This is a genomic window from Variimorphobacter saccharofermentans, assembly GCF_014174405.1.
GTDB classification, from domain to species: Bacteria; Bacillota; Clostridia; order Lachnospirales; family Lachnospiraceae; genus Mobilitalea; species Mobilitalea saccharofermentans.
Map to the genome: position 1 here is coordinate 2,825,343 of NZ_JACEGA010000001.1, position 14,637 is coordinate 2,839,979.

Sequence of the window (14,637 nt, forward strand, 5' to 3'; positions counted from 1 at the left end):
ATAATATCCAAGCCTTTCATGAACAAAACTTTTACTTACAAAATATGTGTCAAATATCATCCGATTAATAATTCATTGAATATTAGCGTATTTATATTCGCTAATATTCATTTCACTATCCAGATCATACCTTTGACGTCGCAATCAAATATACTGATTTATTTTCCTGAAATCCGAGAAGGCCTGTCTGCCTATCCTGATAATTTTCTTCATATTAATAGAATTGATTCCTCCCTGTCTAGGGCGGAAGGTTACCGGTATATATTTTACCGCCAATTTCTTCTTAGCGTATATAACGGATATTATTACATTGGACAGATTATAATTCTCCGGTATCAGCTTTATCTGCTCCTTTAAGGTTGCTGATTTCATTAAACGATACGGTGTATTGGCATCGGTGATACTTACATGAAAGCATATTCTCAATACAAATTTCAAGGTTTTTGTTACGAATTTTCTTGAAAAGCCATCCTGCCGGCCCTTTCTATGTCCGATTAACATATCATATTGCTCTCTCTGCTCCCAAAAAGGCCAGAATTCCTCCGGAAGTGTCTGCCCGTCCGAATCCGTTTGGAAAATATAATCAGCGCCAGAATTGATCGCATAATTGTATCCATATAGAACAGTCGCTCCATGTCCACTATTTGGTTTTGTAACAGGCTCAAAAGCCTCCAGTGTCTGAGCAGACTCCTTCATGATACGGTAGGTGGAATCCTTACTCCCATCATCGATAATTACTAATTTACTACCATTGCCGATTCGTTCGACAACGGGATACCAATCCCTGATTACTGCTTTGATATTCGCTTCTTCATTGTATGCCGGGATAACGATATATAATTTATCCACCTATCTCTCCTCCATATCTCACAAATGATTCGGTAATTGCGAAACTTAATAATTGTGGCCATTGCATATACTGTGGATACATGTTCCGAAGCAAACCATAGTGGAAGGAGCGGGTTTGCGCAGAAATATGTATCTGCTGTATATGCAATCAAGATATCTTCAGAGTTTCGCAATTGCCTATCACAAATAGTTATTTCGGCAGTTCATGGAATGCATCCAGCGCCCTTCGAACAACACCATCCATGTTGTAGTACCGATATTCCGCCAGTCGCCCGATAAAGATAACATTAGGTTCCTTCTTCATGTCTTCTTCATATAAAGCAAACTGCTTCTTATGCTCCTTCGTCGGGAACGGATAATAGGGTTCTCCCTCAGCACAGGGAAATTCCTTGCTGATTGTTGTCTTAGGATGCTTCTGCCAGGTCAACTGTTTATACTCCGTAATCCTTGTATAATCATAATCATTTGGATAATTTACTACAGGTGCCTCTTGGAAGCGTTCCGTGTCATAGGTTTCAAACAAAAACCTCACACTGCGATAGGCCAGTCTTCCATGTTTATAATCAAAGTATTCATCCGATGCACCGGTATAGATTAGAGTGTTATAGGTAATCTGATCCTTTATCTCTCTGAAATCTGTATTCAGCATTACTTTAATCTTATTGTTTTCAATCATTTTTTCACACATCTTCGTATATCCATGCTTAGGCATTCCCTGGTATTTGTCAGCAAAATACCGGGTATCACGATTATATCGAATGGGTATACGGGAAATAACGGAGGTGTCCAGCTCACCCGGATCAATGCCCCATTGTTTCCTGGTATAGGACTCAAAAATCTTTTCATAGATATCCTGTCCAACCTTACTTAGAGCCACATCCTTGCTAGTCTTAATATCCTTAATATCAACTGCTTGCTTTTTCAAGAATTCTTCTACCTGGGAGCAATTCAGGTTCAGATTATATAACTGATTGATGGTCTCCACTGTAATCGGCATAGGAACCAGATTACCATCTACATAGGTCAATACCCTGTGCCAAAAATCATTCCATTTTGTAAAGCGAGATAAATACTCGTAGACCTCTCGATCATTTGTATGAAAAATATGCGGACCGTAATTATGAATTAAAATACCATCCTCATTATAGGAATCATAAATGTTACCCCCAATATGGCTTCGCTTTTCAATGATTAACACAGTTTCTTTTCGTTCATTTGCTATTCTTTCTGCCATTGTTAATCCTGCAAGCCCAGCACCTACAATTACATAGTTAAACTTCATTTGCTTTACCATACCTTTCCGGTAATTATTGTTATTCTTTCCACATTTTATTAGTATACCAAGTATAGATCAATTTTACTAGTCCAACCTACAATTAATGCATTTTATTTGTGTCATAGATAGAAAGCTTATTCACTCCTTCTCCTTCCTCATATACACATTCATAGGTGGCTTGTATATTTTCTTCATTCACTGTATAATCCGTACTCTCACGGTTATCCCGATCAATCACGATATAACGGATTCCATTTTCTCGTATAAGCTTCATGAGTTCTGCAGGAGTAGCTGCTTCATACATCTGTTTCACCTTCTCCTCGCGTCCATAGGTGTCGTATCCGGCAGACCAGGGGTAATATGGCCATCCCTCATACATCATGGCTCCTCCCAATACTAACTGATTAATCGTATAATTTGATGTCAGAAAGATGTCCCTGGAGGTGGTGTTTTCTTTTACCCATTGGGTAAGCGGATCCTTCAAATCCAAGACAATCGCATTATCCGGTGAATTCTTCTTTAATACCGTTGTGAAATCATATATTCCAGTGGAGGTCAGAAGCAGTATTGCGATTGCTCCAATCAGCTTTCTTATTACACTTCGGTCTTCGAATAGCATCCATACCGTTTTAGCTGCATAAATACCTAACAGGATGCAGCTGATCATGATATATTTGTGATTCACGGTTACATCCACCGTCAGAGATACTGTAAAAGCGAAGATCAGAGGAGCCGTAAATGCCAAAATCAGATACTTTCCAACCTTCTTCTCTAAGCATAATGCTACAATTAATACGATTGGGAGTATTCCTAACAGGCGATCTACGTAGGATGCCACCCCAAATATTGTCTTATTCTCTGCGATAAATCCAAACAGAAATTCCGGTTCTACTGCAGAACCATTGATAAACAGCTTCGTCTGTAATACCGACATCAGAATCGCAATACCCGCAACAATTGCATACTCCAGTCTTCTATTTGATAAAATAGCCATAACAAATAAAACTAGCAAACAGCCTATCACTGCTGCCCCATGAAAGAACGACAAACTTCCCAGTAAGATTCCCACAGCAATTGATAACCGAAAGTCCTTGACCTTCCATCCGTCTCCAGTTAAAAAAAGATATCGAAATGTGTCGATAAACGATTTTCTAGTGTTATCATTTTTATTCGCCCTGTCTGAGGATGTTTGTTCTAGCCCATGAAATAAAGCATATAGCCTGGGCAGGAATAATATAATTACTAGAAAAATTACTGTAAGCCCAAAGGCCAGATGCCTTTGATTACAATATACATTCAGATTCCATAGCCCCCAATCCTCATTGGGTGTATCACTGATGAATTCCATGTTACTTGCCAGCGCATCCCATATGTTCGTGCCCTTGGGTAGTCTGCTCAGATAGGTAAATAACGTCTTAGAGCTTCGAAATGCGAAGAACAGGCATGCTAATATTCCCACTCCTGACTTTCCTGATATCTTAACAGCCAGAACATACAGAAGGAAGAATGCACTGATAAAACTGATCATACTTGGCAGATTAAATGCATAATCCAAACGCAGTCCCAGATATTCCAGATTACCGGCCAAGAATTGAAACATGAAATGATATTTAATATCTTCCCCTGCATAATGTGGATACCAGGTAGGAAAATTATTGCCATAGGAAAAGGATCTGATCATACCTACATGGGGAGAAAAGTCGCTAAAGACCGAAACCCCAATATATAATTTGTCTCCATGAATGAAAAACGTAGTCCACATCAAAAGAAAAGCAAGGATAAATACCCCAGCTGTTAAAATTTCTTCTATGTGTAAGCTTCTTTTATTGTTACAAAGGATTGCCACCTTCGGTAATGCCTTTCTTTTTCGCACCAAATAAGTAAGAACACTACCGAGGAATGCAACTAGAATTACTATCAGATTCGCATAGAACAAAGGTTGCTCTTTATTCTGAAATACCATGCCGAGAAGGTAGGTTGCCCAGGTCATGGCTAAGGTTCCGGTAACATACCATGAAGGTAACAGTATCAGGAATGGGCTGACAGAAATGTCTCGCTTCCTATAATCCAACCGGGTAAGTGCTCCCAGCTCCGGAAGTACATAGGAGCAAATGGCCCAACCTACTGTAAAGTTCAAGACAAGATAGAGTAAACCAATCATTTCTTCTCACCGCCCCTAATGCATTTTGATATAAGATACCTGGGTCTGTTCTTCACCTCTTTATAGATTTTAGTCAAATAGATACCAATCATCCCCAGACTGACCATAATTGAACTGCCGATAAGAAGCTGAAGCAGAATCACCGTAGTAAATCCATCCATGGCCTTGCCAGTGAACTTCATATACAGAGTCTGTATTCCTAATACGATGGTCCCCACAAACATAATAATCCCCAGAATAGTAATGCAATGAAGAGGAACGGATGTATACGATGTTATGGCATTCACAGCGAGCCGTATCAGGCGAAGAAATGACCATTTGGACTTACCATTCACTCTCTCTGCCACATCAAATTCTATCTGCTTTCGATCATAACCCAGCCAGGCTGACATTCCACGGAAGAATATCGCACGCTCCGGCATCTCTTTCCAGGCATCTACCACTCTTCTGTCCAGAAGCTTAAAGTCGGAGGCCCTTCCCAAATTAATATCAGCAGTGCGATAAATCACATAATAGAAGAACTTCGCGCACAGGTGATAGATTAGATTTTCTTTTCCTCTTGACTTTTTGACGCCCTCAACGACATCATAATCACCCTCTCGCCAAGCTTGTACCATCTCAGGAATGAGTTCCGGTGGATGCTGTAAGTCTGCATCCATAACAAGAACCATATCACCGTCGGCATACTCCAATCCCGCACAGAGTGCAGATTCCTTTCCGAAATTCCTGCTCAGTCGTAATGCTGATATATGGACGTTGTCCTTTGCCATCTGACTGATCTCACTCCAGGTATTATCTTTTGACCCGTCGTCTACTAAGATAAACTCATAGCAAAGATTGTTTTTTATTAAGACAGATTCAATCACTCCAATGGAACTTCGAATGTGACTCCCCTCCTGATAAATAGGGATAACCAAAGATAATTTAGATTCCAAGGATCTATTTTGTTTTCTGTCAATTTCATTAATTACCATATGATACCTCTTCTATCATTGTTCGTTTGGTTTAGAACTCACTCCATTATTTTCTGGAATACTTCGAAAATAGATATGATTACCGTCGGGATCACAAAAAAGCATATTCTTTGCTCCCCATGGCTGTACTTGGGGTGGTTGAATTATTTTTACCCCCAAGCTCAGAAGCTTCTCATATTCCTTATCCACATCATCAACAGTAAAGGCCAGACTGATATTCTGATTTTGATTGTTCTTCACTGTTCCATCATTATAAATCGTAAGTATTGTTTCTTCCGTTAGGATGAATTGATGCACTTCATCCTTACAATCCCCTTCTATATTTAATATTTTCCGATAAAAATCTGCTAATGCGATTACATTGTTTGTCTCAAGACATACTTCCCCTATTTTCATTCGTTATACCCTCCCTCGGATCATTTGTTATTCATTAAAGCTATTAATGTGTAGCCCATTCTTAATTATATTCCAAAATCATCCTTATTGCCAACTATTTTTATAAGCAATTCTGCCTTTATTAAGTATTCCGACCGGAGGATAAGATCGGTATTGCCGTTTTGAGCTCTATATTGCTTCTGCTGGTAAATTTAATCCTATTCATGCTACCTGAGTTTGTGTTTCACAATGTTAACTGGAACTATCTGATTATATGGAATCCTTTTACTGTTCAGCTCCTTATATTCCATAGTTATTTGCATTTGGATGCTCTACATCAAGTATTTCATTCAATTACTCCAGGTCAAATAATCCTCGCCTTACCAGGGTAACTCTTCGATCTGAAATAATGGTTTTTGACGAATCCTTTCCATAAGTAAGTGTGACTCGAATTAAGGTAGTCTTCCCCTTGTTCTCGTAATTCAGATTGTCCAAGGGTACCTCAATATAATACTCCACTTCGCTATCCAGCTTCGCAACCGTAGCATTGGTGTCAAGCCGCCTGGTATCATACCCCTGTTTACTCAGAGCTCCGTTTATCGGATCCACTGTAAAGTATTCCACCGTTAGTTTTTTATTGTAAAAGATATTATAATCCTTTACACTAAACTTTAATTTCTGACAGGTTCCCATTCCGGTCAGTTCTTTTCCAAAGGACTGCTCCGTATTATAGATATCATAGTCCACATATACATAATAATTTCCGTCAGCATCCATGGACTTATTAGAATTCGTCACTTCAATCTCCAGATTCTTGGCTGCTGCTGAATATGCTGCGAGTAGGGTATTAATAAACAGCTTCATTTCCATAACCGCACTGGAGTTGCCAGGATTCTCAGAAATTGCTGAATGTCCCATTCCTGAGTAAATAATGTTACCTTTACTATATATGTAATAATTGTTTCGAGCATCATTAGGTGTGCTGCTGTAGATCCCTGCTCCTTTCCCTGAGGCATCCTTGATATTGTCAGACAGGCAGTACCATACCACGATATCATCACATTCCAGGTCCAATTGGTAATACTGGCTATGGGTAACAGCCACTTGAAATCTCCTATCAATCTCATATGGATATAGGGTCAGTTGTCCATTATTTACCCTCGTTACATATTGATCATCAATATTCCGATCCGTAGGAAAATTGGGGTTGCTAAAGTATTGTCCTGGTAACGACATGCGATTGAGCATGGTATCACTATAGCCTTGTATATACCCATCCGTTGTATAATCTTTGCCCGCTGCAATCCTCTGTTCCTCGTTCCCATAGGAAGTCACACCAAATCGATCCATACCTAGGGTTTCACGAAACCGCTTATTGATTTGGTATCCCCAATGGGGATAATCCGTCGACGAGTAGATACCCGAGGGTAGATTGCAGAAGGAAGTGGTATCATGGGTAAACAGTACCGTATTTCCCTTATCGATATATTCCTCCAGATTCCGTAACGCATTTTCATTGGCGATATCCTTATATATATCTGCAAAGCCCAGAATCAGTATATCTACATTGAATAAACCATCGTGATCATAATCCTCCCATTCATAGCTTCCATATGCATTCTTGATATTATTTGATATTTCGTTACGATCCTCAAGGATATATCGATAGGTTCCATTCCCGCACAAAGCTTCATAATCGCTAATAGTGATTGACTTCATATGCAATATATAATCATTTAGGTTTTCCGTGTATTTTTGGAATAACGAATGCTCTGCTAAGTTAAGATTATTACCACTGTCAGCCATAATTTGAAGTACATTAATATGTATTTTACTTGCTTCTGCTCCCTTTAAAGCACAATAATTAATCATACTATCCCGGTTATCGGTATTCGATTGATCGATTATTTCAAGCTTCCAGGGAATGATGCCATAGAAGCTCTCCTCCAGATTATGGTATAGGGTATAATTGACTCCTGCCTTCAGATTATTCTCGGCTACCGCATAACCATCCTCATCCAATAGTATTAATCCACCGACATTCTCCATTAATGGTTCATATTTGCCATCTGCATTCATATCAATGTATAGATTTACCCGATAAGTCTTATTCGTGTCACTATGATCCTCAATATAGAATCGATATCGCAGTGTCCTATAACTGGAATCAGAACCATTCACATAAATCTTATCATCCGTCAGTCCACTATATTTGGTTTTATCCCGGTACACAATCGGATAGCAGTTCTCTTCCATAACAGAGCCGTCCGTTTTCCCGAATACAATACGGCACTTCGGTGTAGTCAGTACCTGTTCTAATTGCTTCACATTCAAATTATCTTCATAGAATAAGCAAGGACTTGCAATGCCCGCTAATGAATAGATGATTGAATTGCTATCTATTTTCATTGTGTTCAGAGCTCCGGCTCCGGATAAAAAGCCCTTTGCAAGTACTACCGGATAGCCAGCCTCCATAAACTCAATTAATTCCTTCTTCTTTACTGCTGTGATGTCATTGCCCGCAAACCGGTAATAATCCTCCGTGTCTCCATTGCCGAAGACTCCTCGGAGTTCCTTACTTGCCTTAATACGATCTCCTACATGCAAATAAATCTTCCCATTCAGTGAGGAATCATTATAGATGGTTTTACCACCGGAATTCTTTCGCATTGCTCCATCCTTTAATCCGAATAAAATCATATCATAGGTACTTCGTAAATCCTCCACCTTACCGACGAACTCCCGTGAGGTCATGGTAGTTATTTTTACTTGTCCGGTATAATGCGGAAAGAAAGAGGCAAAATACTGTCTGGCATAGGCGCTTCCATTATAGGAATCCTCATCTGGTGATTTCTTCGGGTTCCAATACTCCTCCGTACCATCCCAGATAAAGTCATTACAGGGTTCAATTTCAAGAACATGCAGCTTTGATTGATGATAGACAGGGACTTTCCTGCCAAATAGCAAATAATAGATTGCTTCTGCCGGAGTGAGACTGGTGGGTCTTACTCCCCCCCGATCTTCCTGATAGAAGTCAAATGCCTCCGTATTATAGAAATTCTCATTGATGTTATGCTCTAAAATTATCTGTGTAATGCTGTTATCTCCATTATACGCATAAAACCCATGTCGAATGCTTTTATGGGTTTTATCCCCATCATAGGTGAAAAAGCGGTATCCAAGCTCCTCCATCGCTTTTGTTCCATTCAGAGAAGTATAGTTTTCAAATAAATGATAGGGTAATAGCGTATGAATATTCCATACTGCTGCGTCATCCGCTGTTTTTCTGGTATAATATTCCTTATTTTTATCCTCCGCAAGCTCCAGGAAATATCCTGTGGTCATAGGTATTCCGGTATCTACCATTGGATTTCCATTGGTGTCCTTAACCTTAATTGCTTTTACTCGTCCCGTTACGATATATTCATTATAAAATCTGCTTGGCTCCATTAATTGCATAACCATGTAGAGCTTTGCTGCGTTAGTGGTATAACCGGTGGCACTGATGCTACCCACCTTCGTTCCATTGCTGTAATACTTCACAGGTTCGATACTGCTTCCATAGCTTGTATCGGTTGAAAAGGTAGTTACATCAAAGATAATCGGAGCAGGATCGTCACTCATAACTGCCTTTTCCAGAAGCCTTACTGTTGTTTCCCAGGTTAGATCATTGGAATAGAAATTCTTTGGCTCATCCTCAATTTTTTTATCTGGATGATAGGTTTCCCATATCCCAACAAAGCTATCTCCATAATGTGTCTTGGGATTCAGGTATAATAAATCCGCCCTATCAATTAATCTGTAGTTCTCCGGATGATTCAATTCATCCGGCGTTATAGTTATTACTTCGATTTCATAATTCTTTATTTGATCCTCCGGAACTCCCAGAGCATACTTTAAAAAGCTATTCTTACTGGTGAAATAATTCCGATAACGCACATACAATCCGGTTCCGGAATTATATTGCCATTCTCCCGGTCCATTTCCAATCACATCACCCTCTCCCAGGGACTCGGTATATTCTTCCTTCCATTCACAGGTCATTCCCTGTGTGGATGCCAGTGTTCCACCAGCAAAGGTATCAAAAGCAGCCTTCTCCAGGGGGATGGGTTCACATCCTTCTATCATATACCCAATTTCAGCATAGCCTTCATATGGGACAATTTCCAGTATGACAAAGGGATTTGTTATACTTCCCTTTTTCCCTTCCTCGGGAAAATCAGGAATTGTGGTATCGGATCCAAAATAGGAAGCAGCCTTTACATGGTTTTCATTCTCCCTTTGTCCTAGAAACCCTGTTGTTCCTACTATGAGAACAACCAATAAAATGCCCAGGATACCGTATAATACCTTTTTCATTGCAGCCTCCTTTAGGTTATGGACTAACCAGTTCATTTCGAAATTTTACATTTCTTGCAACATTGAATTCTTTTGAGTTATTCTGAAATGTGACTGTTAAGGTGATCTTTTTTTGATTCAACAATTCTTCTTTGCTATCAGGATATAAGCTGACATCCGACACATACTTACCCATAAGATTTTCATCCTCTGCATAGGCAATGGAAGCAAGGCTTGTAACTGATCCCGTACTCAGGTTCGGTATGTAATACAGCTGGCTGTTTAATTTATCCAGGAATACCACATCACAGACAGTGGAATGATAGATTACCAATGCCTTGGTATTGGCATCGATATTCTGACATTCCACCCAGTTCGCTTCCAACATCATATCAAACAGTTGATTCATCACAGTTTGTGATTCCATCTGTAGATCCGTTTCTTCACTTGCATAGGAATAGCTCCGAGAATTTGTTACCAAGAATGATATGACAATGGTTACAACTATCGTTGTAACAAACATACCAACGACTAATTCGATTAAAGTATATCCCTTATTATTCATAAACGATCCCCTTTGAGTTTCTCTTCACTTACAATATACTTTTTAACCTATAGAGGATTATTCCTCGATATAGTGTTTTCCAGTTTTTGTTACCATAAATATGGTTGTTGTATTGCTCCTGGAAGAAATGATAATTTGCTTCCAGGTAGTTCGAAATGCTCCACTATCAGGCTTCATACTGATTAATAGACAAGGATTATCCCGATTGATTGTAAAGATATTCGTTCCGTCTAACCGATCCGAATATTGTATCGTAATATTACTATCCGCTATCAGATTTGAAGTAATGGTATCTGCATCCGTTCTCCATGTACTCTCTGTCAACTCACCAGAGGAAGTTACCATATTCAGATAATAATTCTTTTCTAAATCATTCCATTCAATTACTACATAATGGTATTTCATTCCCTTGCTAAGGGTTTGCAATCTTAGTTTATTAAGAATAACATCAATTTCCTTTGCACATTTTTTTGTATCTGCAAACACTAGCAAATTCAAACTAATAAATGCTCCCCCGATTAAAATGGAAGAGATTGCAATGACAATAATAACTTCAATCAGAGAAAAGCCTCGATCATTCATTCTTCATTCCTTCCTTAATTCTTTTTCCAGTTTTCATAGTGAATCAAGTTCGATACATTGATATAGCCCTTGTCCGACGTGGAGGTAAAGGCACGAAAATACCTAGCTACATCAGCGTCCTGAGATAATATTCGGCTTACCAGATCGGATGCCGCTGTGATTTGGGCTGCACTCAAATCAATGGTTTTGTTCGATATAATTAAGCCAGTAAAATTCCGTTCAACGCTAACATCTCCGGTTGCTATAATAATTCCCTTCTTTCCGGATTGATCATAATGATATGTTCCACCTGCCTCATTATCGATAATGATTACATAATAATGATCTGTTCCAATGAGAGCTTCCTTTTCCAATACAATCCCACCAGGGTTTCCCATGGCATCTGCTCTGATTTTATCGACATCCAGAATATTTTCAAAGACAATATCCTCGGATAAATCTCCTATTCCTTTTTGATGTTTTGTCAAGGTAGCAGTTAGATGCTGATACTCATTCCGATAGTGGTTCGTAAAGGTGGCATTAATTCCCCTTATCAGCTTCAGCTCCGAATCATAAAGCATCAAATTACCGGCTGTTATATAGGCTCCCGGTGTATTATTGATTATTATCCCTTCCACAGGAAATCCGTTATATATTCGTTCCGGATAACATAGCATATAATTTTTATAGTATGTAGTCGCCAATTCCTTGGATTTAAAATTCAAATAATAATAAACCACATTGTCGTTGGATCCAAATTTATAAAAGGCCTTTTTTACTGGTTGAAGTTCATTTAAATAATACATTAGACGGCACTCGTCCGCAGAAAGAGCTGAGGTATGAAACACTTCAGCATCATGGGGAATCGACACCAAAGTATCTGTATTGGTTATGGTATCGTAATAAGCTACATATTCGTCCCAAGTCACCGGATTATGCCCAATGGCAATATATTCGCTGGGAAGAAGATACACATTCTGACAGCCCTTTAATACCAGAGATTCCCCAGTCGGAATATTGCAATTAGAGTTCGTCCCTGCACCATAACGATCATCTGTATCATAGTTAACTGCACCTGAACCGTCATCCAGTGAGATACTGGCTCTCCCTGCCAGGTATAACTTGTTTAATCCGGATAGATCCAGTTTTGCATGAATCGCATTAATTATGATTGCACTATTTGCCTCAGAGGTCATTCCGTCACTATAGCCATAATACTCTCCTTCCATGGTTACCTTGCTTCTCTTTGCCTCTAATGCCAAATCATCCATAATATAGCATTTACCCGTTACCTTGAAGATCGTATCTCCTGACATATCCACAGCCTTATTGGTCTGAGTGGTAACCAGATTCGATGCCCATACCTCAGTATCGGATCCCTGTATTATCAAGCTCCCTCGATCCCTTACAATGATATCCCCTTTTGTAATGATACTGCTTCCAGATATGAAAAGACTTTTCCCGTTACCAGTCTGTATTCCTTTACTACCAGCATATAGATTGCCCTGTATGGTATGATCCGTGAATTTTGCCACAAGGGCTTGATCTGCAATCAGTGCATAATCCTGATAGGGTGCCAGGGAGGATATTTCTTCCTGTTCTTCTGGAAAGTTTATTCGAATATCCGTAGTAATCGAGGTGGAATAACCCTCCGTTATGCAGACAACCCGTAATCCCTTTATCGTAATATATTTATTGGATGAAGCAGTATCAAGAATCGCAGTTCCCTGTACCTGTGCTCCATCAGCAGTCGGATTTAATTTCTTCGTTTCTTTTAGATAACTGTTTAACTTGAGCAGAGAGATTTCTCCGGTAACGGGACTCACAGCCAGGCTCACCTTCATCTCTTCAATAAAACGATTATGAAATAAACTTTTACGCATTGCCGGATTCTTCTTTGAATATTGCAGCATCACACTTTGATAAGCTTCAGATAATGCTTTTGATACATCTTCAACCAGTCCTACTCTAATCTCATCCAGTGCTGCCTCCGCTGTATAAAAGTTGTATTTGGACTTCCGGTCCACTGTCTTCATTTCCATATTGATCAGAACAGAACGAACAATGATCGATCCCAGTACCATAACAAAAGCGAAGGCAATCACAACCATAATCAAAGAAGCCCCACGATTATTCAGTTTATGAGCTTTCATTCTTCATTCTCCTTTGTCAAGTGGAAGGAAGCATAGCAATTTGAAAAATCTCCTATAGATATCGCTCCTGCTTCAAATATCTCCACTTTCATGCGGTAAATCCGGTCCTTAGGACTCTGTCTAGATATCATATGATAATCCGTAATACAGGATAGAGATGCCGTATCCAGTTCACCGGTTGATAAATTGGTATATAGGGAGGTTATAGCCATGTTTTGCTCATCCTTACGAATGGACAGATTGGCACTGCCTGTCCCTGACTGCTTTACTAACACAAGCTTTGTATTGGTACCATTATTTCTTATATTTAAAATATCCTTAAGGACTAATCCGGATGGTGTATAAAAGATATAGATCAGGCAGTCATGATCTCCTCCATTGGAAATGCTATAGGTTTCTTCATATAATTCATAAGTCACCTTTTCCTCACTTCCATCATGGTTCACATCCAGATGACAGGTGTATTCTATCTTACAGGTAATCATAACAGAGGTGCTTCCACTTAGCCTCTGTACGGAAATCTGTATATCTTTTTGAATTGCTTCCTTTATCTGCTCCAATGAATATTTGGCTACTGGCACTGGCGATGGCAAGCCCAATGATAAAAGACTTTCCAGGTAAGCCTGATAGGCTTCCTGTAGATTCACAAAGTATTCAATTGCCTGCTGATCTGTGGATCTGGAGTTATCATAAACTGCACTTTCTGTATCATCCGACCAGGTGGTTGTAAACCCTTCCAGATCCAGTACTGTAACTCCCTTCTGATGAAGCTCTGTTAATTGCGGCATATTATAATTATTCATTGTATCCGGATATTTCATGCTGTCTCGGTAGGGTGTGGCATCTATTGTAATGAAAGCGTCAAATTCTTTATCGCCCTCTGAGATACCCTCAATTCCCAGGTAATAGGTGCTTCTACCAATCGGAGGTGCATATCGGTATACCGATGGCATACCACTGATAATAATACTGCTTTGACCATCTCCCGGAATTGTTCTGACGTAGGCTCCGCCTGTATTGATATATTCCCCATACCCACCATCTGCGAAGGCTTTCATCTGATAAGCATCTGGATATCCGATTAAGTTGTTTTGAATCAATGAGAATTCCTTAACACCATTAAACTGCATCAGAATATCCTCATTGCTGCTATTCTTTATGGCTTCAATCAGATTTTGCCCCAGATTAGTAGCCTTCTGACGAATTCTCGATTGTGTATTAACCTTTGCTGCAGAAATATAACAGTTCAAAGCAGGCAGCATCAGCAAAGCAAGAATAACGATACTTACTATTACCTCTATCAGGGAAAACCCTGCATTTTTTTCTTTCCTCAATCCTACCTCCATTTGTCTGCCTAAGTTGCAGGCCATACTATCCTAAGATCT

General features: G+C 39.4%; 10 protein-coding genes. All 10 read right to left on the reverse strand.

The window, feature by feature from the left end; all coding sequences use genetic code 11:
- Nucleotides 1-144 precede the first annotated feature (144 nt).
- Nucleotides 145-849, reverse strand: coding sequence for a glycosyltransferase family 2 protein (locus H0486_RS12395; protein ID WP_228353291.1), 705 nt, complete (start codon nucleotides 847-849; stop codon nucleotides 145-147).
- Nucleotides 850-1,039: 190 nt separating this feature from the next.
- The gene (gene glf, locus H0486_RS12400; RefSeq protein WP_323163546.1) at nucleotides 1,040-2,143 is read right to left on the reverse strand and encodes a UDP-galactopyranose mutase; all 1,104 of its coding nucleotides are present in this window, start codon (nucleotides 2,141-2,143) and stop codon (nucleotides 1,040-1,042) included.
- 82 nt (nucleotides 2,144-2,225) lie between these two features.
- A complete protein-coding gene (locus tag H0486_RS12405; protein ID WP_228353293.1) occupies nucleotides 2,226-4,286 on the reverse strand; it encodes a hypothetical protein in 2,061 nt (686 codons plus the stop codon).
- Nucleotides 4,283-5,260: a glycosyltransferase family 2 protein gene (locus H0486_RS12410; RefSeq protein ID WP_228353294.1), complete on the reverse strand. Its 978-nt coding sequence runs from the start codon at nucleotides 5,258-5,260 to the stop codon at nucleotides 4,283-4,285. Before H0486_RS12410 ends, H0486_RS12405 begins: the two co-directional genes overlap by 4 nt.
- Nucleotides 5,261-5,275: 15 nt before the next feature.
- Nucleotides 5,276-5,656: a VOC family protein gene (locus tag H0486_RS12415; RefSeq protein WP_228353295.1), complete on the reverse strand. Its 381-nt coding sequence runs from the start codon at nucleotides 5,654-5,656 to the stop codon at nucleotides 5,276-5,278.
- Between the two features lie 333 nt (nucleotides 5,657-5,989).
- Complete coding sequence (locus H0486_RS12420; protein WP_228353296.1) at nucleotides 5,990-9,994, reverse strand: DUF5057 domain-containing protein; 4,005 nt, start codon at nucleotides 9,992-9,994, stop codon at nucleotides 5,990-5,992.
- A 16-nt stretch (nucleotides 9,995-10,010) separates the two neighbouring features.
- Complete coding sequence (locus H0486_RS12425) at nucleotides 10,011-10,538, reverse strand: prepilin-type N-terminal cleavage/methylation domain-containing protein (RefSeq protein WP_228353297.1); 528 nt, start codon at nucleotides 10,536-10,538, stop codon at nucleotides 10,011-10,013.
- Nucleotides 10,539-10,595: 57 nt separating this feature from the next.
- Nucleotides 10,596-11,120 (reverse strand): prepilin-type N-terminal cleavage/methylation domain-containing protein, encoded by a 525-nt coding sequence (locus H0486_RS12430; RefSeq protein ID WP_228353298.1) that lies wholly within the window; start codon nucleotides 11,118-11,120, stop codon nucleotides 10,596-10,598.
- 14 nt (nucleotides 11,121-11,134) lie between these two features.
- Complete coding sequence (locus H0486_RS12435; RefSeq protein ID WP_228353299.1) at nucleotides 11,135-13,252, reverse strand: hypothetical protein; 2,118 nt, start codon at nucleotides 13,250-13,252, stop codon at nucleotides 11,135-11,137.
- Nucleotides 13,249-14,586, reverse strand: a complete 1,338-nt coding sequence (locus H0486_RS12440) for a type IV pilus modification PilV family protein (protein WP_228353300.1) — start codon at nucleotides 14,584-14,586, stop codon at nucleotides 13,249-13,251. Before H0486_RS12440 ends, H0486_RS12435 begins: the two co-directional genes overlap by 4 nt.
- Between the last annotated feature and the right edge of the window lie 51 nt (nucleotides 14,587-14,637).